Here is a 22,617-nt window from a genome sequence, read left to right on the forward strand (position 1 = left end):
AAATAAAAGGGCTGACGAAATATTTGTCAGCCCCTTTCTAAACTAGTAACCAGGGTTTTGTTTAACCTGGGTGCCGTTAAGTGTTTCAGTCAACGGAATAGGTAAAATCTCGTTTGTACCGGCTTTGAAACCTTTAAATGCCAGGGCAGTTGGCGCCTGACCGGTTCTAACCAGGTCAAACCAGCGGTGCCCTTCAGTAGCAAGTTCCAGGCGGCGCTCTTTATAAATGTTATCCAGCGTAGCGGCAACCGGCGCAAGCTTAACACGTGCACGCACAGCATTCAATAAGTCGGTAGCACGGCCGGTATTGGTGCCTGCCTGTACTAAAGCTTCAGCTTCCATCAGGTAAGTATCTGCAAGGCGTATCTCAATATAGTCGTTTGGCCAGTTAAGGTCGGTAACGCCTGTTGTAACAATGTTAGCCACTTTTGGTGCATACTTCTCAATGTAGTAACCGGTACCCTGGTAGCTTTCGTTATAGCTTGTTTTGGTCGCTTTTGTTAAGCTGTCAATATTGGCTATAGTGTACGGGTAACGTGGGTCGCCTTTCATTGCAGAAACCAGCTGTGGGGTTATTGGATTAAATCCGTAACCACCTGCATAGTAAATTGGACCATTAAAGCTACGCGGACCAACCATCTGCACGTAAACGTTAGATTTGAATTGATTCCAGTTGCTCCAGGTGTAGTTTTGCATACCAGAGTGTACTAACTCAAATATCGACTCACTATTAAATTTGTTCTTAGGGCTAAAGATGTCGCCAAAGTTGGTTTGTAACTTGTAGCCGTAAGTGCTTGTACCACCCGGCGTCCCGTTTACCTTTTCAAGGGTAGATGCAGCCTGAGCCCATTTCTTTTCGTAAAGGTAAACCTTACCAAGCAAAGCAGTTGCGGCACCTTGTGTGACACGGCCGTTTTCGCTTGCGGGTACAGTGGTTGGCAAGTCGTTTACAGCAGCTGTAAGGTCAGCTTCAATTTGAGCATATACAGCTTCTGGGGTAGCCTGCGGCTGTTTGTATACGTCATTTACCTGTAGCGATGTTAATATCAATGGCACGTTTTTAAACAAACGAACCAGATCAAAATAGTAATGAGCACGTAAGAAGTGTGCTTCTGCAGTATACCTTTTTAGCGTAGCTTCGTCAAGGCCAGGTACTTTAGCTAGTTTCTCCAGTAACACGTCTGCACGGTTAACACCCTGGAAGTTGGTTGCCCAAAAACCACCCTGCGGACCAACAGAAGGGCCCATAGTGTAATTGTTTATCGCCTGCCATGCGGGTATATCTGATGAACCGCCGCCACCTGCAAAACAATCGTCAGATGCAGAGTTTAATGGTCCAAGCGGGTCTATGTAAGTATTGTCCAAGCCACCAGTTTCAGTGACCATAGGGTCGTATGCCGCTACCAGTGCGGTTAATGCCTGTTGTGGATTTGCATAGTAGTTGCTTTCCAGGAACTGGCCGTTAGGCGTAAGTTCCAGGAAAGACTTTTTGCAGGATGCGGTAATGCCTATTGCCAGCAATACTGCTCCTGATATAATGTAATGATTCTTCTTCATGATAATTGTACTGTTTATAATGTAATATCTAAACCAACCATAAATGTGCGCGCCTGAGGATAGATGCCCATATCTATACCGCCGCTGATCTCCGGATCATAACCTTTGTAACCGGTTATAGTAGCCAGGTTGTTGCTGCTCAGGAATATTCTCGCTCTTTGTATATCAGCTTTCTTTAAGAACGTGCTTGGTAGAGCGTAACCTACTTGCAGAGTTTTGATACGGAAGTATGCACCACTTTGCAGGTAAAAGTTTGATGGGTTTTTGAAGTTGTTGTTCGGGTCTGCATCGCTCAGCCTAGGGTAGTTGCTGGTAGGGTTTTCTGTAGACCATGCATTTAAAGCAGCAACCGGGTAGTTTGCGGAAGCAATATCTAACCTGCGGTAAGCCTGGTAAATTTTATTTCCCCAAACACCTTGGCCAAATAATCTTAGGTCGAAGCTTTTGTAGTTAGCACTTAAGTTAACACCATAAGTAAAAGTAGGCAGTGGATTACCCAGGTATTTACGGTCAGATGCATCAATTTTACCGTCGTTATTAACGTCTTGCCATTTAAAATCACCGGCTTTAGCATTTGGTTGTATTAAAGCACCTGTTGATGAGGTGTAAGCATTAACCTCAGCCTGTGATTTGAATGTACCCAGTTCCTGAAAACCGTAGAAAGCACCAACAGGCTGACCAACAGCGGTACGGCCTATCTCGTAGTTTGAGCTCTGAACGCTACCCACTGTAAAGAAGTTGATCTGGCTTCCTAAGTAAGTTACTTCGTTATGGTTGTAAGAGATATTACCGCCGATGTTGTAGCTAAACTGACCAATTTTGTTGTTGTAGCCCAGGTTTAACTCAACACCTTTGTTCTCCATATCACCAATGTTGGCTGAAGGCTGACCGGCAAAACCAGCATAAGCAGGTAGCTGTACAGTTTGCAGCATACCTTTTGTTAGCTTGCGATAGATATCAAACGTAACCGTCAAATTGTTAAGGAAGGTTGCATCAAAACCGATGTTAGCAGAGCGGGTTTCTTCCCATTGCAAATCCGGGTTTGATGGCGCATTAGGGCTGTAGCCAACATATACCGTCTCAGGATTACCAAAAATGTAATTGCGTCCGCTGCCAATAGTCGCGGTGTATTGGAACGGATTTAACGACATTTCATTACCTACTATACCGTAAGACCCACGCAGTTTAAAGTAGTTTACGAAAGAATTCTGTGGGAACCAGCTTTCTTTCGACATTACATAACCAACCTGTCCTGATGGGAACACGCCGTAAACGTTGTTGCTGCCGAATTTAGATGAGCCATCGCGACGTATAATGCCGGTAAACAGCCATTTGCCATCATAATCGTAAGTTAACCTAGCAAAGGTTGATGCCAGTGTATAAGGCTGGTTATCAAAGCCATTTGCTATTTTATTAACGTTAGCTAAAGTATAGTTTGCAGATGCTTCTGCAAAAGTATTTACCGGCAAGCCGATGAAGGTACCTGCAATGCCCGATCCGCTTTGTTTTTGGGCGCTTGTACCAATTAAGGCAGTGAAGTTATGTTTGCCAAAAGCGCGTGAATAAGTAGCGGTGTTATCAATGTTCCATGAAAGGTTCCTGTCGTTCTCGCGGTAGAAAGAGGTATTAGACAAGTTACTTGTGCTGGAGTTCAGGTAATAGATAGGAGTGAACGATTCGTTACCGTAGTACGCCTGTTTAGCGCTTATCTGTGAACGTAGCTTCAAGCCTGCAATTGGCTCAACCTCAACAAAAGCATTACCCAGCAGGTTGGTTGCATAACCATAATTTCCATTTTGGGTTTGTGTGTACGCTAACGGGTTGGTGATCTCCTGTGATACGTAGTTGGATATACCGTAAGGTAAACCCTGTGCATTCCGGATGATGTTTGCAGAGTTGTTGATATAAGTGCTGGCATTCGGCTGTGCATTTATATCATTAATGGTAACAGGGGTAATAGGATCAAGGTTAAGTGCTGAACTTAACGGACCGCCGAATACACTGTTGGTATTCAGGTTATTTCTGCTTCTTACGTAAGAGTAGGTAAAGTTCTCGCCAACGGTTAACCATTTTTTTGCCTTGTAGCTGGTGTTAACAGTAAAAGTGAACTTTTTGTAATTTGATATCTCGGGCATTACAATACCTTTCTGGTCTAAATAACCAAATGAGGTGTAGTAGTTTGCCTTGTCGTTAGCACCATTTAACGCCAGGTTATGGTTTTGGATCATCGCACTGTTGCTGAAGATCTCATCCTGCCAGTTTGTGCCTGTGCCTAAAGCGGAAGGGTTGGCAAATAAAGCAGCCTTGCCATCGTTAGTAAGCGACTGATTCCTCAGGGTAGCGTATTGAGTAGCATTAACCAGTTCAGGTTTGCTTACCGGGCCTTGCCAGCCTACGTAGCCGTTATAAGATACTTTTGGCGGGCCTTGTTTACCTTTTTTTGTGGTAATGAAAATGACGCCGTTTGAACCACGGGAACCGTAAATAGAAGCGGCTGCGTCTTTCAGCACGTCAATAGACTCCACATCATTAGGGTTCACAAGATCAAGGCCACCGTCCACTACCACACCATCAATCACGTATAATGGATTACTGTTGTTTATAGAGGTTACACCACGTACACGTACTGTTGGGGCCGAGCCCGGAGCGCCTGAGCTTTGTACTACGTTTACACCTGCAGTACGGCCTTTAAGCGCATCATCAATACGGGTTAACTGCTGGTCTTGCAGGTCGGCAGCTTTTACGCTGCTGATAGCACCGGTTACACTGCCGCGTTTTTGCGTACCATAACCTACTACAACAACTTCGTTGAGGCTTTTTACATTCTCAACAAGGGTTATAGTTAATGCAGTTTGATCGCCAACTGCAACCTCCTGACTGTTAAAACCAATATAAGCAATAACCAACACCGACGAAGGGCCGGCAACGTTAAGTTTAAAGTTACCGTTAATGTCGGTGGTTATACCGTTGGTAGTGCCTTTTTCTAAAACGCTGGCGCCGATAACAGCTTGCCCGTTTTGATCAACAACTTTACCGGTAATTGGGGTGGCAGCTTTAACATCTGCATAGTTAACAGTTGTTTCTGCTGTTGCCAATTTGCCAAGCACTATGCGATCTTTTAATACTTCGTAAGAGATGCCGTTAGTTTTTAATACCTGGTCTAGGACGGTTTTCAGCGGCTGATTAACTGCGTTGACGGTAACCTGCTGGTTTACATTAATGGCGTTGTTGCTGTATATAAATTTAACGTTATCGTTTTTTTGCAGGTAATTAAGCACATCCTGTAATGTCATGTTGCTTAACGATAGCGTAACTTTCTTATCAAGCACGTTCTGTGCATTGATGGTGTTTGAGTAAGCCATGCTGCTCAACACTGCCAGAAGAAAGATTTGAATAAATGTTATCCGCATGATTTGGTACCAGGGAATAGGGTTTCGTAAATGAAATTTCATTATATTTGATTTGTTTCTTTTGAAAAAATGGAACAATTAACGCCCCTTCACCACTTGGTGGTGTCGATTGCTAACGGGCTGAATTTTAGGCTTAGGAGTGCTCGCAACACTTCTAAGCTTTTTTATTTAGGCCTTTTTCTTTTAAGTAGGATTTTTGGTCATCATAACTGGTTTTAATGTTCTAATTGATTGGTTTGCTAAGTTCTATTGTGCTATTCTTTACAGCGTAATCTATATTCATCGATTTGCTCAACGCTTCCAGTATTTCAGGAAGGTTAAGGCCCGATAGATCTGCGTTGAGCTTATACTTGTTAATCTCCGTGTCTGTTACTCTTATGCTTACGTCGAAAGTGGTATTCAATACTCTAACAATGTCTTTCAATGGCTTATTATCAAAGTTGAGGCTTACGTGCTGCCAAATTTTTAACGTTGAATTATCAACCATTTTTTCCTGGCTTAGTACATGAGTGTTGGCCAGGTATGTAGCTTTTTGCTGTGGGTATAATATAACCTCGCCTTTGTTCAGGCTCAGCAAATTCCCTGTATTCCGATCTTTAATGCTCACCGACACCTTACCTGTAACAACGGAAACATTTGCTTTTTCGCCGGTGCCATTATCCCTTATAAGGAAACTTGTGCCCCAAACCTTAGTTACTATAGTGTTACCGGTGATAATAAAAGGCCTGGCCGGGTTCTTTGTCACCTCAAAAAAGCATTCGCCGGTCATGCTAACCATACGTGCTTTATTACCAAATACCTTTGGATAGTGTAAAGTAGCATGTGGGTTTAACCAAACGGTTGAGCTATCCGGCAAAACAGATCTATATATATGATCGGAATTGTTGGTAACAGCAATAGTTTCCACCGCAGCAGTATCTAGCGTGCTCGGTATGTTGTTGTTCGTCCTAAAGTAAAATAGTGCGGCTGTACTTATCATTAACAATACGGCCGCGGCACCTGCTACTTTATACCACTTGCCAGGGCGCCTTGCTGGTAAGTTAACAACATTATCCGCATCAGTAACTTCTATGTTGGCCAGTATGCGGCTGTAAATCTTATCTTCTAAGTTTTGCAGTTCCGTAGCAGCAAGCGTATCCAGGTACCCTGATTCATTATCAAAAGAGGCGTACCATTGCTTAACTAACGCCTTTTCCTCTTCGGAACAGTCGCCACGCAAATACTTTTCCAGTAACTCAACGGGTAAGGGTTTCTTCATGAAAAAGAATAGACTATAATTTGGCTTATAAAAACAACGACGTGTAAGAAGGGCGTTTCCCCTACGTTAACATGAAAAAAAGTTGCAAATTATTTTAAAAGGAAAATTGCCAGCAGCGACGCATAGTGACCTAACCCCAGCCGAATGTGCTTTAAAGCTTTTGTGATATGGTTTTCAACCGTTTTTTCCGAGATGCCCAGTTCAGAGGCGATCTCTTTATTGCTTTTGTGCTCTATCCGGCTAAGCTGGAAAACCGAACGGCATTTGTCGGGCAGGGATTTTACTTCCTCGTCGATAGATTGTTGTAGTTCTTTAACCAGCAAGGCGTCCTCCATTGATGTATCAGCCTGACTGTACACCAATTGCAGGGATGATTTATGGCGTTCCCTCACCAGTTCTTTCCGATGATAATCAATTACCAGATTGGTAACCGAAGTGAACAGATATCCGGCAAGATTTTGATTGATGTTTAGAGTGGTACGCTTATGCCACAAGGTAGTGAATATTTCCTGCGCGATTTCCTCTGCTGATTCTCTGTTCTGGAGTCGTTTGTAAGCTTCTGAGTAAAGTTGTTTCCAGTACCTGGTATAAATTTCTTTAAACGCGCCTAGTCGTCCTTGCTGCAGCAAGGCAAATAAGTCTTTATCATCTAGCGTATTTAAACCAGTCATTTCTTCAGTACAAATGCAAACAAACTTTACATTCTATTAACGTGCAAAAATCTATAAAAACATCTGTTTAAAAACTTCGGAGTGTCATTTGTTATTAATATTTATGCTTATGAGGTAAATTTTATGATACAAAGGAATTATCACCCTCTTGTTGCAGGAAAATCATCAACAGTTGGTAAGTCTTGTCTAAAGCACTCAGCCGCGAGATGATAATGGGCTATAAGAAAGAGTGGAAAGGATGTAGCCACACTTTTGTTGACGGTTAGTAAGAAAACAAAATAACGATGAATGTTATCGTAATTTCCTTGTTGCGAATCTGCCAGAATAAAGCGCATTGTTTACATTTACGCCGCTACATTTCAAAAGGGCAACTGTAGTGAGTGATAGATAGCCATAGGAAAATATGTTCGCATACGATGTACAGGCGCTAAAGGAATTGGTTGGCGTCATCTTACAACAAAATATTACCGGTGATGCCTGGGTCTGGTTGAGCAAGCAGGGCGATATCGAAAACACAAATGCTTTTAACGTTGCGTTTGTAATGATGCCCCGTAAAACAGGCAAAGCAACCATATCTGTAACAGCTGAACAAACTGCCGACTTAAAGACCATTCGACCGAACTTTGATATTGACGATTGGACCGTTGAGCGTTTAAGCAGGGTATTTCTGATAGTGCAAGCCGATCCAGGTGATAGAGATCGGTATGTTAAAGTTTTGGAGAACTTGTTCCTTGCAGGCGAGATGAACGAGTTAGTGGCCTTGTACTCTGCCTTGCCAGTTTTGGCTTATCCCGAATTATGGGTTAAGCGTTGTGCCGAAGGTGTCCGTAGTAACATCGGCCTTGTGTTGGAAGCGATCATGTATCGCAACCCTTATCCGGCCGAGCAACTGTCACAAGATGCCTGGAACCAATTGGTGATGAAAGCGATCTTTACCGAGAAGGACCTTGGACATATCACCGGCTTGCAGGAACGTAACAATGAAGAATTGGTGCGTATCCTGCTGGATCATGCCCGTGAACGTGGCGCTGCCGGACGTACCGTAGTACCTGAACTGTGGCAACTCTGCGAGCCCATAGTTGGTGCCGCTGCCATTGCCGACCTGAAACAACAATACAGTTTAAATTAGAACAAAGAACATTCTTAAATACCCAACGATATGTGCTGCAGCCATTCTTTTGAGAATCCGCCTTACCCATCCGACGCCAAGCCGGAAACCTTTGATATCAGCGCCGTAAAATGCATGAAGTTTTTTGACCCGCATGTTCACATGACATCGCGCACTACCGACGATTACCAGGCCATGGCCGATGCCGGTGTGGTGGCTTTAATAGAGCCAGCCTTTTGGTTAGGTCAACCGCGTACGGGGTTGGATAGTTTCCGTGATTATTACAGCAGTTTGATCGGCTGGGAGCGTTTTCGTTCGTCGCAATTTGGTATAAAACATTATTGTACTATTGGATTGAACTCGCGCGAGGCTAATAATGAAGCTTTGGCGGAGCAGGTAATGGAGTTATTGCCGCTGTTTATTTACAAAGAAGGCGTAGTAGGTGTAGGCGAGATCGGCTTTGACGACCAAACCGCTGCCGAAGAGAAATATTACCGTGCCCAACTGGATCTGGCTAAAGAGGCCAGCTTACCCGTACAGGTGCACACCCCGCATCGTGATAAAAAACGCGGCACCCAACGCAGTATGGATATCGCCTTAGAACAAGGCTTGGATCCTTACTCGGTGATCATTGACCATAATAACGAGGAGACTGTGAAAGAGGTACTGGACCGCGGCTTTTGGGCTGCGTTTACTATTTATCCGTTTACCAAAATGGGTAACCAGCGCATGGTCGAGATCGTGAAACAATATGGTTCAGAGCGTATTATGATCAACTCTGCGGCCGATTGGGGCATCAGCGATCCGCTAGCCGTACCAAAAACCGCCGCATTGATGCAGCAACAAGGCATCAGCAAAGCGGATATCGAATTGGTGACCTACCGTAACGCCATCACAGCCTTTGCACAAAGTAGGCAGATAGACGAGGCCGATTTTGGTGTCAACATTGATCAGAGTGCAAAGTTTGCAGGTAACAGCATTTTGCGTGGTGGTCAGCAACCGCGTATAGATAAATCGTCCATCATCATCAGCTAAGTTTTGGGGAAGACTATCAGTTATTTACGTATGATGCGCCCGGCCAACGTGGTTACCTCGGTAGCCGACGTGCTGGCGGGCATAGCCATCACTGGTGTATTTACCCAGCCAGGCGCTTTAACCATGCAAGGCTATCTGTCGCAGGTGTTATTATTAAGCCTATCTACAGCTTGCCTGTACGCGGGGGGCATCGTTTTTAATGATGTGTTCGATGCCGACCTGGACAAGATAGAGCGCCCTGAGCGTGCCATCCCAAGCGGGATCATTACGATTAAACAAGCATCTACCTTGGGTGTAGTTTTACTTATTATCGGAATCGTAGCAGCGTTCGTATGCAACAATATTTCGGGTGCCATAGCCGCAGCTATCGCGTTCTTTGCGTTACTGTATAACAAAAGTAGCAAGCATCACCCGTTCTTTGGTCCGCTAAACATGGGCTTTTGCAGGGGATTGAATTTGATGCTGGGCATCAGCATCGTACCGTCGTTATTATCTGCCTGGTATCCGTTGGTTATCGTGCCTATCATTTACATCTTCTGTATTACGATGATTAGCAGGGGCGAGGTACACGGTGGCAGCAGGCGTAACCTGTATATCGGCTCGGGCTTGTACGCCGTTGTAGCCGGTACTATCGTTTATTTTGGGTTGCGTAATAATACTTTGTTAATGACGGCCATATTCGTTATTCCGTTTTTGTATATGATATTTAAGCCGCTGCTAAAGGCCATTAAAGAGCCTATCGGTAAGAATATCGGCGGCGCGGTGAAGGCCGGCGTGATATCATTGATATTGATGGACGCGGCCTGGGCGGCTACCTTCAGTACTATTTATGTGGCGCTGCTGATAGCCTGTTTGTTACCTTTATCCATGTGGTTGTCGCGTATATTTGCCGTTACATGATCTTTTAATTTTTGTTTTAGTACCCCTCATGGAGCATTTACAACAGTCGTTCACTGTAAAGTTTGAATATAACGTGTTTTTCACTGCCGGCCTCTTCGAGGTGGGCAATAACATATTGGCCAATTTTCTGTCGCAGACAAAAAGCGCAGCGCAGCGTAAGATCTTTTTTGTGATCGATGCCGGCGTGGCCGAAGCGCACCCGCAATTGAGGTCGCAGATCAAGAACTATTTTGCCACCCATACGGCTGTTAAATTAGTTCCTGAGATGCTGATCGTTGCCGGTGGTGAGGAGGTAAAGAACGATACCCAACATTTTGACCAGGTGGTTGAAGCGGTAAACACCTACGGTATCGACCGCCACTCGTACATCGCTGCTATTGGAGGTGGTTCGGTGCTGGACATGGTGGGTTATGCCGCCGCGGTATCGCATCGCGGGATAAAACACATCCGCATCCCGACTACGGTACTGTCACAAAATGACTCTGGTATCGGCGTAAAGAACGGTATCAACTATTTTAACAAAAAGAACTTTCTGGGCACCTTCGCGCCACCGGTAGCGGTTTTTAACGATGAGTTATTCCTGCACACGCTGAACGAGCGCGACTGGCGGTCGGGCATATCCGAAGCTATTAAAGTGGCGCTGATCAAAGACGCTAACTTTTTTGATTGGATAGAAGAGCATACCACGGCATTGGCCCAGCGCGATATGATGGCGATGGCCGAGCTGATCTGGCGTTGCGCTAAACTGCACATGGAGCACATAGCCGGCGCCGATCCTTTTGAAAGTGGCTCATCCCGTCCTCTGGATTTTGGTCACTGGAGCGCACATAAATTAGAATACCTCAGCAACTTCGAAGTTCGCCATGGCGAGGCTGTTGCAATGGGTATCGCATTGGATACGGTTTATTCTCAGCTTTCTGGACGTTTAACACCTACAGATAGTCAGCGTGTTATTGATGTGTTGATCACCCTAGGTTTTGAGGTGACACATCCATTGATGCAGGTTAACGAAGGCAAAAGCCCTTTACTTGCAGGTCTGGAAGAATTTAGAGAGCACCTTGGCGGTCAGTTGACAATTATGTTGTTAAGCGCCATAGGTATGGGAGAAGAGGTCCACGAGATGGATGCCGCTTTATTAGAAGAGGCAGGCCACGTCTTAGCAAACAAAACGCATCAGCAATTACAATAGCCTATGCAGATCCTTCATAATACACATTTAAGTTACTGCACCAATATCCACCCGGGCGAGAGCTGGGCAGCGCACTTTGAGTCGCTAAAGCAGAATTTTCCGCAGGTGAAAGCTGACGTTTCGCCTGATGCCGCAATGGGCATAGGTCTGCGCTTATCTAATCAGGCAAGTATCGAGATATTGTCGGGCGATAACCTGCAAGAGTTTAAACAATGGTTGGCAGATAATGATGCTTATGTCTTTACCATGAATGGTTTCCCGTACGGAGGGTTTCATGATACTGTGGTAAAAGATCAGGTGCATGCTCCGGATTGGACAACTGTTGATCGTGTGGCTTATACCCAACGCATCTTTGGCATACTGGCGGCGCTGTTGCCAGAAGGTATGGAAGGCGGCATATCTACCTCGCCGTTAAGCTATAAACATTGGTTCGCTACCGCGAATGAGATGCAGGAGGCAACGGTTATCGCTACAAAAAATATCCTGGCCATAGCCGAACAATTGAATGATATTTACACCAAGAGTGGCATTACCCTTCACCTTGATATAGAACCCGAACCTGATGGTGTTTTAGAGACAGGCCGCGAGTTTATCGATTGGTACGAACAGGTGTTGTTGCCTTTAGGTGCCGAGCAATTTGGAGATACGGCAGAGGAGATCATTAAACGCCATATCCAGTTATGTTATGATGTTTGCCACTTCGCTATCGGTTACGAATCGCATCGTGAAGTGATCGATGAATTAGCTACGAAATGTATTAAGACCGGTAAGATCCAGATCAGCGCTGCCTTAAAAGCCTCTTTTGATGCTGATAATAAACAAACCGTGCTGGACGAATTTGCTAAGTTTGACGAGCCGACCTATCTGCACCAGGTGATCGCGAGGTTGCCTGACGGGCAGTTAGCCCGCTACCCGGATCTGCCGGACGCGCTTCTATTAAAAGACGACGCTTTAGAATGGCGCGCCCATTTTCATGTGCCTATATTTTTGGAGAGCTTCGGGTTGCTTAATTCCACCCAAAGTGATATCCGTGAGGTGTTGGCTATTTGGAAAGAGCAGCCTTTTACTAACCATTTAGAAGCCGAGACCTATACCTGGGGCGTATTGCCTGCGGAGTTGAAGATCCCGATCGCTAACTCCATCGGTCGCGAGTTGAATTGGGTGATCGGGCAACTTAACCTGTAAAACTTCTAATACCTATGAATAAAACGGTGGTTATTGATATTGTTGGCCTGTCAACCTCGGTGATCGGCGAGCATACGCCATTTTTGAGCGCTTACATTGCGAAAAACAATCTGAACGTTATTGAACCAGTGTTGCCTGCCGTGACCACCTCGGTACAGTCCACCTACGTGACCGGCAAATGGCCGTCGGAGAATGGTATAGTTGGCAATGGATGGTATGACCGTACAGATAGCGAGATCAAGTTCTGGAAGCAATCTAACAAACTGGTCATCGGCGATAAGATATGGGATAAAGCCAAAGCGCTAGATCCTTCGTTCACTACTTCAAAGATGTTCTGGTGGTACAATATGTATTCGAGTGCTGATTACTCGGTAACACCACGCCCGCAATACTTAGCTGATGGCCGTAAACAACCAGATTGCTATTCGCAACCGCCTGAATTGCGCGATGAACTTCAAAATAAATTAGGCCAGTTCCCGCTGTTTCAGTTTTGGGGGCCCGGTGCTAATATCAAGTCTACCCGTTGGATAGCCGATGCTGCTATGTATACTGATGATCAGCATAACCCAACCTTGACGCTGATCTACCTGCCGCACCTCGATTATTGCCTTCAAAAATTTGGTCCGGATCTGACCAAGATCGCACCTGAACTGAAACAGATAGATGAGGTGGTAAAAGACCTGGTGACATTTTACGAGCGTAAAGGTGCAAAGATCATCCTGCTGTCCGAATATGGCATCGCCCCGGTAAGCAATCCTATACATTTGAATCGTCTGTTACGTCAAAACGATATGCTGGGCATACGTGTGGAGAACGGTTTGGAATTATTGGATCCCGGTGTATCAAAAGCATTTGCGGTAGCGGATCACCAGATAGCCCATATCTATATCAATGACCCGTCGGTTACTGATAAGGTAAAGGGCCTGATCAAGTCGGTAAAAGGAGTAGAGTTGGTACTTGACCGTGCCGAACAAAAGAAATACAACATCGACCACGAACGTGCCGGCGACCTGGTGGTAATGGCCGATAAAGACAGCTGGTTCACCTATTATTTTTGGCTGGATGATGCCGTAGCGCCTGACTATGCCCGTATGGTTGATATACACAAGAAGCCGGGTTACGACCCGGTAGAGATGTTTATGACGTCGAAAGGTCGTGCGGCTTATAAATTACTGCGTAAAAAATTAGGCTTTCGTTATGTGATGGATGTTATCCCGCTGGAGGCTACGCTGATCAAAGGATCACATGGCAGAGTGAATATTGAAGACAAATTTAAAGCTGTGCTGGTTACAGCTAATAAAATTAACCAGGAGATGGTCACTGCCGTTGATGTTTATGATGTAATATGGAAGACGCTAACTGAACAGTAGCGCACGCTGTCGCTGTTAATTATTTTCTTTCGATAGCTACAAGCGTCTGACCATAATGGGCATCCCGTTTAGTAATTGCGGTATTGCTCAAACTCAATTATAAGGGAAGGAAGTCTTGTTTAAAGATAATTAATAAAAAACCCCCTTAAATTAGTATTTAAGGGGATAGAGAGTCCGGGTACTTCCTGGTTGGTGATCTCATCAGGATTCGAACCTGAGACCGACAGATTAGAAATCTGTTGCTCTATCCAGCTTATAGACGTTTAAAAGGCATTTAAGGGCTTTATATGGATGAGTGCGCCAAATGTGCGCCAAATGTCTAATCAAAAAAACACTTTCACAGAGCCTTCAATTATTAATGAAAGGGATTTATCCAAACGCTGTTATGTAACATTTTACTTAAATGGAGAACGAATAAGGGAATACAATGGTAAAAATGTTGGCATATCACTAAATCCTAATCGTGCTAAGTCAATTGCTGAAAGGCAACAACTATTGAAAAAATTGCTGTTCGAGATTCGCAAGGCTCTCGAAATACACGAATATCCACATTCAACACGTTCGCAAAAGACCGTTGTAGCCAATAAGCCTGGCAAAGGTTCTGAAATGATAGATCCTTCTGCTATCTCGACGTTATTTAAAGCTGTAAAAACCAAACTCCGTTCTAATCTAAGCCTGAAGTATAAAAGAAATCTTAAGACAATTTATCGGCAATTTCGAACTTTTATGAGTAATGAGGAATTAAATGGACCTCTTTCAGCAATTAGCATCGTACGTATAGAGTCTTTTTTGAATCAATACAATTCTACAGGTACTTATTACATGAACAAACGTCGTGATCTTGGCGTCCTATTTACCCTAGCCGCTAAAACGATTAATGTGAATGTAAAAACAGTGCAGGAATCCAGTAAGATTAAATCCAAAGCTAAGCTTCACAAACCTTATGATAAGAGCCAATTAAAACCAATACTTACTTACCTGCTAACTTATAATCCCAAGCTCTACTTATGCTGTCTGCTTACCTATGGCGCTTGGCTTCGCCCGCATGAAGAAGTTCGACTACTTACCAAGGGAGATTTCAAGAAAGACGACACCGAAGTTCATCTATCTGGCGAAGGTAACAAAGGTGGAAAAGTTAGAGTAGTTTACATACCCGAGTATGCTCAAACAGTGATAAAACCAATTTTGGAAGGTTTGAAGAGAAATGAAAACATTTTTAGTTTAAAGAAGGAACCTTTTAATGAGTCATACTTCAATACTGCCTGGAGCAGAGCCTACAAAAGGATGTATGCTTTAGGTCTAATTTATGAAGATCAGACTATATACTCTTTCAGGCATACTGCCGCAATCGAAGTTTATCAAAAAACGAAAGACGTTTATCTGCTTCAAAAGCTGCTTGGTCATTCCTCAATATTAGTCACCCTAAAATACCTTAGAAGTTTAGGCGAATTCAGCACTGATGAGTTGAGAGATGCTGCTCCACAATTATAAGTTTGTAACCTTAAAAACCACCGCAAATCCTTACTAGAACTAACATGGCATCCATAACAACAGCGACAAAGAATAAGCAAATCTTGCTAAGTCTTCGGAACCGTTTTATCAACGATTACAATTTAACAGAGGCAGTAAACAGTTTCTACAATCATTATGCAATTGACTTTGGAGCTGATGGCACTTTCCCTTACACTTTCACTCCAAGTATTATCATTCAAGACAAGCAATTAGAGCAATATATTCACGACTATGAAGACATTGTTAAAGGCCTTGCTTTAAATAATCATCAAAGTGATGAAATCTTTTTTCTGGCAAAAACGTTTGAGAGCTTCTCAAACGAGAAAGAAAAACAAATAATTAAAGAAAATTACCTGAGGGGTAACGGTAAGTTGCTGGTTAGTTTGCTCAAAGCCCCAATAAAAGATTATTCACTTGACAGTATATATCAGGCGTTCGATGATGAGGACTTGTACCCTGATGAGGTCAATAACATCATTCTAAGCTTCCTCACTATTGTTACAAATAAGCCCATTGAATCATTCCTTGATTCAGATAATCAATTAGACTTCTGCAAATTAAGCACTAATGAAGCTTTAAACCTTGTTAAGGAAATCAGAAAGCAAACCAATATAAGAATTGACTTTAGGACAGGTGATAAAGATATAAACATATACATTTCTAAAGACGTATCAACAATCTTTGGATACAAGGAGAATTTTAAATCGAGGTACTGTGAGCCGCAAAGTTCATGGTTCAAAAGGGAGATTTTGACAGATGTTGTTCGGAGACTGTTTAAAGAACAAGAATCTCACAATACCGATTTATACAAACACCTATGTAGGTTGAAGGAAGTTTTTAATCCTAATGCTAAAGAACTCGATAATCTAGTAGGTAATTGGAACAGAGAGAGTCATAAAACACACAATTTCAAAGCATGGTACAATATCCTTAATTCTTATTTAAATAATAACGGGTTACTAATTACTAAAAATAAAACTAACGCTAGAAGAGCTATTCTCTTTCTTCGGTTATCTATTATATTCGGTTTTATTGACGATAGCGGACATTTCGTTCAGCAACCGCTCTACAATCAAGTATCAAAAAGCTTAAAAACGTTTAACCTTAAAGTTTCAGGAACAACCAACTTCTCCCCAATAACACTACTCAATAATATTTTTAAAAACCTGTCCAGTTCTACCAAATATTAAAAAAGGTTAAAGATGAGCAATTTTTTGAAGTAGTTTAACCTTTTAAAGCGCTGTAAAACAGTATTCTAAGTTTTTTATTTTTTGATGTATCGTTAACTTTGTACCTCACAAATAGCAGAAGACGAGCGCTCGTTTGATGTTTAATAATAAATTAAATAACAAACATGTCAAATCTATTAAATGAGCTGCTAGGTAGCAGCAAAGCTCTGGACGAGCAAAAAGGATTCGTATTTTTCAATGATGAACACCCTGAAGGGTATACATCTAAAGAAAGTTTTTTAGCAAGCTTGAGAAAGCAAAAAAATGGTAAAAAGGCTTTCAGGGTCGGTCACACCAAGACAATGTTCGATAATATGGCCCTTGGTCGAGGCTTACTTTCTGAGCCAACCCTTTCGAACGAAGATGGTGAGCAAGTTATATGGATTAGGTTCGGCTATGGCAAAACGAAGCAGAATCTTCAAATCCTAAATGAATGCGGTATGTACGACTTCATTATGGATTATGCTCATGGGCGTATCCAAAACGTACCAACTTTTGAAAAGCTAATCAATAGTATTAGCCAACAGTAATTTCCTCTGAGGGTGGTTAGTCAACCACCCTCTCATTTCAACACTATCATATCCAGTGAAGTCATTGACGACTATCAGATATCTATTATTAAAAAAAATGAATAAAAGCAGTTATAAATTCCTTAAAATAGGGAAAGAACAGTACTTAAAGGACATAATGGATTGTATTCCCTCAAATGTCATTTTATTTAAAGTATTAACCGGCATTGGAGCAACGACTTTGGAAATAGAATACCTTCTCCGGCACAGCATCATAATTGAACCCAACCTTCCAGTTATAAAAGGGAAATGTAAGAAATACAACAAGTCAAAGAAAAACCCAACCGTTTTAGGTGTTTATGAAGGAGTTACAGTAGACATGATTGTTGATTATTTACAATCTGACAATAAAGCTAAAAAGATAATCACTACTCCTGAATCTTATTTCAAAGTAAAACAGGCTTTTGAAGAACTTGCAATTAATATATACTCACATAGCTTTATGCTATTTGACGAATGTGAGCGAGTTGTGCAAGACGTTGGCTACCGTGAAAAGATTGCCTTACCAATGAAGGATTTCTTTCTATTTACACACAAAGCATTCATTTCAGCAACGCCTATAATCCCGAGTGATCCTAACTTTCTGTTACAGAAGTTTGATATATTTAACATAAAACCAACGTTTGATTACAAAGAGCAGATAACAGTTATAGACACTAATAATGTTCATTACACTCTCGCTAAGTTTTTTCAAGAAAACAGGCGAGACCAATATTTTATCTTCTTTAATTCAACGGATGCAATCGCATCTTTAATCCAGAGCTTAAATATTCTTGACGATAGTGCAGTTTTTTGTGCTAGGGAAAGCAAAGGTAAGCTGAAGGTAAATGGCTTTAAGCATTTAAGTACAGATATTGGTCCTTTTCAAAAATACAATTTCTTTACCAGTAGGTTCTTCTCGGCTGTTGATATAGATAACGTCTTAAATCCAACTATTATCATTATATCTGATCTTGTTACTGCTGCCCATTCTACCATAGACCCTTGTAGTGAATCTATTCAAATTATTGGGCGGTTCAGGAAAGTCGACGGTTTTGATTCTAAAAAGGAAGTGATCCACATAACCAATATTGATCCAGAATTGAAAGCAAAATCTGAACAAGAATGTGTCGATGATTTTAAGGTTGGGCATAGTACATATCAAACATTGAAACGTTTACATGATGCCACTACCACATCTTATGGTCGTGAAGTTATGAAAGAGGCGTTGACTAGAATTGAGTTTGCTAAGTACATCAACCTGGATGGCGAGATTAATTACTTTATGCAAGATAATACAGTTTATGAAGAGCGAAAGAAAGGTTACTACCAATCGGTTCAATCTTTATTGACAATATACAAAGATTCTAAGCATTTCAAGATGAAAGCAAAATCGGAATGGTATTCCTTTTCTGACTTGGATAGAAAAAGAACTGATAAGCAAGCGCGTTTAAAAACTGTTTTCGAGGTTGTAATGCCAGCTATTAAAGAACTTTATGATAAAAAAGATCAGACAACTTTTATATGGCAACTTCAGCTGCAAAGTCTAAAAGATGAATTTTCTCAAGTTTTTGATGCTTTTGACAAAATAGGACTTGAAGAGGCGAAAGCCCTTGAGTTTGACCACGTCAAAATCAGGAAGGCAATACAGCAAAAGGAGATTAGCAGTCAAAAAAGTCACTTCGGCTTTCTCGGATCTATAGAGAGTAATTTTCATGAAGGTGAAAGCTATTCGTCACAACAGATCATGTACAAGTTAAGAGCGGGTATGGCAGAGCATAACTTAAAGCTGCTGACTCCTGGGGTTAAGTTGCTGAAGGAGTATTGCCAACTCTCCGACAGAATAACCATTGGTCGCAATTCTGATGGTAAAGAGGTAAAAGGTTATAAATTAATCAAGATACTGAATAAAGCTAAAAGATAAGTTCTGCTACAGACATTTGAAAATTAGGGGTTTTTATACCCTTAATTATTAGTGTAGCAAGAACAAAAAGCCCCTTAATAGATATATAAGTTTTTAATAAAAAATTATAATGCAAATTTTAAATTATACAGGCCTTTACGTCGGTTTGACAAATATAGCAGGACAACCGACGCGAATACTGCCTCCTCAAGGAAGAGCTAGAATGGAAATTGATGGTACTGATTTCAAACAAACTGTTGACGGGGTTCCTATTTATAAAGTAAATCATAAAAGGATAAAAGGATTACCTGAACCAGATCCCAATAATGAAAGATTTTACATAATTTCGAAAGAAGTGGCAAGCTACATATCGAAACGTAGATATGATTTATTAGTCGCTGAAGAGCCATTTCAATGGGCCGGAGACACGTTTTATAGACGTTTGGTATCTGTCTCCACTAGTCAAAAAGGTTAATATATGAAGTATAAAGCTGCCTAGTGCAGCTTTTTTTTGCCCTGTCGACACATTCATTTAAAAGGCTAGCCTTGTAATACGATAGCCAAAACTCTTTTTATAAAATATCCCCCCTGGCATCTAAGAAATACATCCCTTTTACTTTTTTTGTGTTTTTTTAGAATAAAAGTTGTGCTTTGAGCACTCACACCGCTTAGATTTTACCCCCTCTCTGGTTGCTGATAGGAAACGAAAAGTTATCATGGTATTTAAGCTGTAAGGCTGGCTCAATCCTTCGGATTTCGTCACCTATATACAGCCTTGCTGAAGACTTCAATCTTCACTATGAATACTGCCTCAACAGCTCACATTCGTGAGCTCCCATGCTGTCCTAAGCTAATTGTCAATCAATTTAACACACCCATTCTCCATGAAAGAAGTATCAGAAATCAACAAAAAAGAAAATTCAAATCTGGCTCGAACAAGAAAGTCAAAGATCGGTAAGCGTTGGAAGCAAATTAAGCCAAGGAGTCATCCTAATAATTATTACCAAACAGTCCGGGTCATCATCAACAATTACCTGCGTATTTTAGAGATAGTCAAAACAGAGTACCTGCAGCTTGGAGAACGCTTTTTTGAGAAAGACCTGTTGCATGATCCTTCAGACCCTTTTACCCTTTACAAATTCTTTACGACTAATTTCTATTGGTACCTGGAATGTGACCTGCTTTTTAACATGAACATCTACTATACCTATAATGATTGTCCATACGATTACAAGGTAAACGACCTCATAAGCAGGTACACGTTAGCTGCAATTCCAAAAAGGCAGCATACGGACTTAGATGATTACATGAAAGGCACAATAGGATTTCAGGGAACACAGCTGATATTTCAGAAGAAAGTAGGAGAGGATTACTCATTACGTAGCAAAATGCTCACGCTATGATTGCAGGCATACTCTGCTTGCAAGTGACTAGTTAAAAGGTAACTGCTGCAGTTGCCTATTTTATAACACTCAAATGCTTGGTCTGTCGACCAGGCATTTCTCATTTTAATAGGACACCATTAAATATTAACAAAATAATCATGAATCAGAAAAAACAACCTAATCAAGCTCAGTTACCTTATAATGCCGAGGTGACAAAGGCGTACCACAAGGTATTAAAGTTTGCAAAGCAAATGATTTCCACATTGCCCGCTTATGAAGCTCGATGCACATTAGAGCTAAATGAGAAACATGCATTTTCAGAGCTTAAAATTCACCAGTTCGTATCACCAATGCTTTACCTCAGCCTGGAAGTAGGCGAACAGGACAGTTATTACATTCACTTTGGCTATGAACAGTTTGATTCAGAAAGCAGGCTTGCAGATTTCTCATCAAAATTTGTTCGTGCTATCTATCGGTTAACTTCAAGACAAGCTACCACAATCGATATTGAAGATTGCGTTCACACCAATAATCTGATAACAACCTGTTCAGAGTTATACGAGGTAATAGAAGATTCAGCTTACAACAAGCATGTTTTTAAAGAAATACCGTACAGACCAAAAAATGTAAAAAGAAAATTGATGAGAGCAGTCGGTTGACGGTAGGAGTTTCGGCTCCTACTTAAAAGGCGCATCTGGTAAAAAGTCTTTTACTGAGCACTTAAAAATTAACGCAAGCTTATTAAGGTGATTAAGGTTGTACTTAGTTGGGGATTTAGAACTTTCTGCTTGCCCAATAAAACCATTTGAAACATCTAATCTTACAGCAAGCTCAGATTGAGACATCTCTAATGATTCTCTTTTTTCTTTGACCTTGTTAATTACAAAAGCTTCAATCTCAGTTTTTAAACTCGTCGTCATCAACAACGAAAGAATAAAAACAAAGCCCACGGAACACTTAGTAATAACTAAGTATTATTATCTTAGTCAAAAATCTTTATCAAGAAAATGAAATCAATATTCTTCTTACTCATTTCCCTTCTCTTATCAACCGTCTGCTTCTCACAAACATTTAAAATTACCGATGTTGTGGCACCAGATAAATATTATAAAGAGGCTACAAGTCGCTACTTAGGAAAGAATTTAACATTGAATGTTTATGATAATAGTGCATCAATTTCAATAGGAAAGTTATCTATGGTTTTAAAGAAAAGGGCCGATAACGAATACGAAAACATAGAACGTGACAATGAGCGCGAGAAAATAATCTATGTTTTAAAGCTAAATACCACCATGTCCGTCATCACTTCGTTAACGTGGCAATTTCTTGCTTTTGAGAAGGACGGTCAAAGAAGAAATGTTGTAGTAACTTGTACAGGTAAACGCTTCTAAGATTAAACCTTTTTATAAAAACAAGCGCTTAGCTTAAAAATTCAGAACTGTTTTAATATCCGCAAGGCAGGCTTAGTTATGAAGTACAATCCAATAAGTAGAGAATTTTCACTGACGATTAACTGTCAAAGCAATTGGCCGATCTAAAGCCTGCTCTCACATTAAAAGGTACGATGTGTGATCATTGCCTGAGTAATGTCTATGAAACGTCATTGTAGGTCGAGTATCGTCTTAACAGTACTAAGATGGGATAGCTACACAGGAGGATAAATACATTTGTTATTAGAGTATGAGAATACGAGGTAAACAGACATCTAATAGCCAGATAAATATCTAGGACAGGCATTATTTTTCAACAATCTTCGCAGACGATGCAATTACTAAGGTAGAACAAGATAAAATGATGTTGATAAGAAGCCAGCAGAAATACACTTATACTATTGACTTAAGATGTAATTACATTTACCTTTGTTGTATACTTAAACAAAAAACCCCAAGAGTACTAATCTTGAGGTTTTAAGAAAGAGGCCGGATGGAATTTAACCATCGTATCGAGTTCGGTCTCGATAGTGTCTCAACTATATCGGATAATCCCTGTTTAAGGAAACCCTCTTTGTTTATATGGCCCAGCGGACTAATCCTAGCCCGTTGGGTTTTCATTTGCTTCAAAGATAAGGTATGAGTTTATAGGACGTTAGTTGAAGTTTTTAACATCACCTGTAAGTTATAAACAAAGAAAAATAAATTTGGAGGTTTGCTATTAGTGTATTTCCATTATAATGTAGTGAATTCCAAAGGGTTAACTTTCAGTAGAGTTGTGTTAACAGCAGCAGTTTAAAGTGGAGATTCTGATGAACGAGACCACCTGATTCCGGGGCAAGCTGACCACCAATTCCGGGGCAAACTGACCAGGGGATTCCGGGACAAACTGACCACCCTCAACGTGTAGCAAATGCTGTAGAAGCA

General features: G+C 41.5%; 19 protein-coding genes. 14 read left to right on the top strand and 5 right to left on the bottom strand.

Annotation, left to right across the window (positions count from 1 at the left end):
* Positions 1–42 precede the first annotated feature (42 nt).
* The 4 genes from DYU05_RS20495 to DYU05_RS20510 all read right to left on the bottom strand — a co-directional run bounded on the left by DYU05_RS20495 (position 43) and on the right by DYU05_RS20510 (position 6,896).
* Positions 43–1,557, bottom strand: a complete 1,515-nt coding sequence (locus DYU05_RS20495) for a RagB/SusD family nutrient uptake outer membrane protein (protein ID WP_117385043.1) — start codon at positions 1,555–1,557, stop codon at positions 43–45.
* Between the two features lie 14 nt (positions 1,558–1,571).
* Positions 1,572–5,009 carry a TonB-dependent receptor gene (locus DYU05_RS20500; RefSeq protein WP_117385044.1) on the bottom strand — a complete coding sequence of 1,146 codons (3,438 nt, stop codon included), beginning with the start codon at positions 5,007–5,009 and terminating at the stop codon, positions 1,572–1,574.
* Positions 5,010–5,190: 181 nt separating this feature from the next.
* A complete protein-coding gene (locus tag DYU05_RS20505) occupies positions 5,191–6,225 on the bottom strand; it encodes a FecR family protein (protein ID WP_117385045.1) in 1,035 nt (344 codons plus the stop codon).
* Positions 6,226–6,314: 89 nt separating this feature from the next.
* A complete protein-coding gene (locus tag DYU05_RS20510) occupies positions 6,315–6,896 on the bottom strand; it encodes an RNA polymerase sigma-70 factor (protein WP_117385046.1) in 582 nt (193 codons plus the stop codon).
* 403 nt (positions 6,897–7,299) lie between these two features.
* Between DYU05_RS20510 and DYU05_RS20515 the strand changes: the two genes are divergently transcribed.
* The 13 genes from DYU05_RS20515 (at position 7,300) to DYU05_RS20580 (ending at position 20,919) form a co-directional block, all read left to right on the top strand.
* Positions 7,300–8,025 carry an EboA domain-containing protein gene (locus DYU05_RS20515; protein WP_205771940.1) on the top strand — a complete coding sequence of 242 codons (726 nt, stop codon included), beginning with the start codon at positions 7,300–7,302 and terminating at the stop codon, positions 8,023–8,025.
* A gap of 30 nt (positions 8,026–8,055) precedes the next feature.
* Entirely contained in the window at positions 8,056–9,039 is a 984-nt protein-coding gene (locus DYU05_RS20520) for a TatD family hydrolase (protein WP_117385047.1), read from the top strand.
* 30 nt (positions 9,040–9,069) lie between these two features.
* Positions 9,070–9,939: a UbiA-like protein EboC gene (eboC, locus tag DYU05_RS20525; protein ID WP_205771942.1), complete on the top strand. Its 870-nt coding sequence runs from the start codon at positions 9,070–9,072 to the stop codon at positions 9,937–9,939.
* Positions 9,940–9,967: 28 nt separating this feature from the next.
* Complete coding sequence (locus DYU05_RS20530) at positions 9,968–11,128, top strand: 3-dehydroquinate synthase (RefSeq protein WP_117385048.1); 1,161 nt, start codon at positions 9,968–9,970, stop codon at positions 11,126–11,128.
* A gap of 3 nt (positions 11,129–11,131) precedes the next feature.
* Positions 11,132–12,313, top strand: coding sequence for a metabolite traffic protein EboE (gene eboE, locus DYU05_RS20535; protein ID WP_117385049.1), 1,182 nt, complete (start codon positions 11,132–11,134; stop codon positions 12,311–12,313).
* A 14-nt stretch (positions 12,314–12,327) separates the two neighbouring features.
* Positions 12,328–13,683, top strand: coding sequence for an alkaline phosphatase family protein (locus tag DYU05_RS20540; RefSeq protein ID WP_117385050.1), 1,356 nt, complete (start codon positions 12,328–12,330; stop codon positions 13,681–13,683).
* A 291-nt stretch (positions 13,684–13,974) separates the two neighbouring features.
* Entirely contained in the window at positions 13,975–15,174 is a 1,200-nt protein-coding gene (locus DYU05_RS20550) for a tyrosine-type recombinase/integrase (protein WP_117385051.1), read from the top strand.
* Between the two features lie 44 nt (positions 15,175–15,218).
* Positions 15,219–16,385 (top strand): hypothetical protein, encoded by a 1,167-nt coding sequence (locus DYU05_RS20555; protein WP_117385052.1) that lies wholly within the window; start codon positions 15,219–15,221, stop codon positions 16,383–16,385.
* Positions 16,386–16,549: 164 nt separating this feature from the next.
* Positions 16,550–16,954, top strand: coding sequence for a hypothetical protein (locus tag DYU05_RS20560; protein ID WP_117385053.1), 405 nt, complete (start codon positions 16,550–16,552; stop codon positions 16,952–16,954).
* 97 nt (positions 16,955–17,051) lie between these two features.
* On the top strand, positions 17,052–18,896 hold the full coding sequence (locus DYU05_RS20565) for a DEAD/DEAH box helicase family protein (protein WP_117385054.1): 1,845 nt from the start codon (positions 17,052–17,054) through the stop codon (positions 18,894–18,896).
* Positions 18,897–19,005: 109 nt separating this feature from the next.
* A complete protein-coding gene (locus DYU05_RS20570) occupies positions 19,006–19,350 on the top strand; it encodes a hypothetical protein (RefSeq protein WP_117385055.1) in 345 nt (114 codons plus the stop codon).
* Between the two features lie 409 nt (positions 19,351–19,759).
* Complete coding sequence (locus DYU05_RS20575; RefSeq protein WP_117385056.1) at positions 19,760–20,278, top strand: hypothetical protein; 519 nt, start codon at positions 19,760–19,762, stop codon at positions 20,276–20,278.
* A 140-nt stretch (positions 20,279–20,418) separates the two neighbouring features.
* On the top strand, positions 20,419–20,919 hold the full coding sequence (locus DYU05_RS20580) for a hypothetical protein (protein WP_117385057.1): 501 nt from the start codon (positions 20,419–20,421) through the stop codon (positions 20,917–20,919).
* An 18-nt stretch (positions 20,920–20,937) separates the two neighbouring features.
* Here DYU05_RS20580 and DYU05_RS20585 read toward each other — a convergent pair whose 3' ends face one another.
* Positions 20,938–21,180: a helix-turn-helix domain-containing protein gene (locus DYU05_RS20585; RefSeq protein ID WP_117385058.1), complete on the bottom strand. Its 243-nt coding sequence runs from the start codon at positions 21,178–21,180 to the stop codon at positions 20,938–20,940.
* An 87-nt stretch (positions 21,181–21,267) separates the two neighbouring features.
* Here DYU05_RS20585 and DYU05_RS20590 point away from each other — a divergent pair, with 87 nt between their 5' ends.
* Positions 21,268–21,651 (top strand): hypothetical protein, encoded by a 384-nt coding sequence (locus tag DYU05_RS20590; protein ID WP_117385059.1) that lies wholly within the window; start codon positions 21,268–21,270, stop codon positions 21,649–21,651.
* Positions 21,652–22,617: the final 966 nt, after the last annotated feature.

This window comes from Mucilaginibacter terrenus, assembly GCF_003432065.1.
Classification (GTDB): Bacteria; Bacteroidota; Bacteroidia; order Sphingobacteriales; family Sphingobacteriaceae; genus Mucilaginibacter; species Mucilaginibacter terrenus.